This is a genomic window from Aminobacter sp. P4_D5 (assembly GCF_056401815.1).
The window spans coordinates 1-505 of sequence record NZ_JBFUIP010001478.1 but is presented as its reverse complement, the minus strand read 5'-3'; the positions used below and the strand labels follow the sequence as shown (position 1 = coordinate 505).

The 505-nt window shown below is 67.1% G+C and carries 1 protein-coding gene; it reads left to right on the top strand.

What is annotated here, in order from left to right; genetic code table 11:
• Positions 1-505: Gfo/Idh/MocA family protein (locus tag AC1DWF_RS39060; protein WP_476843744.1), on the top strand; the 505-nt coding region annotated here is incomplete at both ends.

Genomic DNA, 505 nt, shown 5'->3' with positions numbered 1-505 from the left:
GGCGGGCATCAAGCACGGGGTGGTGCAGGACAAGCTCTTCCTGCCCGGCCTGCGCAAGATGAAGATGGTGATCGACAGCGGCTTCCCCGGCCGCATCCTCAGCATCCGCGGCGAATTCGGCTACTGGGTCTTCGAGGGCGACCTGCAGCCCGCGCAGCGCCCCTCCTGGAACTACAAGCTGGCCGAGGGCGGCGGCATCATCCTCGATATGCTGTGCCACTGGCGCTATGTGCTGGACAACCTGTTCGGCGAGGTGAAAAGCGTCTCCTGCCTCGGCGTGGTCGGCATCCCCGAGCGCATCGGCGAGGACGGCAAGCCCTACAAGGCCAATGCCGACGACGCGGCCTATGCGACCTTCCAGCTCGAGGGCGGCGCCGTCGCGCATATCAATTCGAGCTGGACCACGCGCGTGCGACGCGACGACCTCGCCGTCTTCCACGTCGACGGCACGCATGGCAGCGCCGTCGCGGGGCTCACGGATTGCTGGACGCAGTCGCGCGTGAAC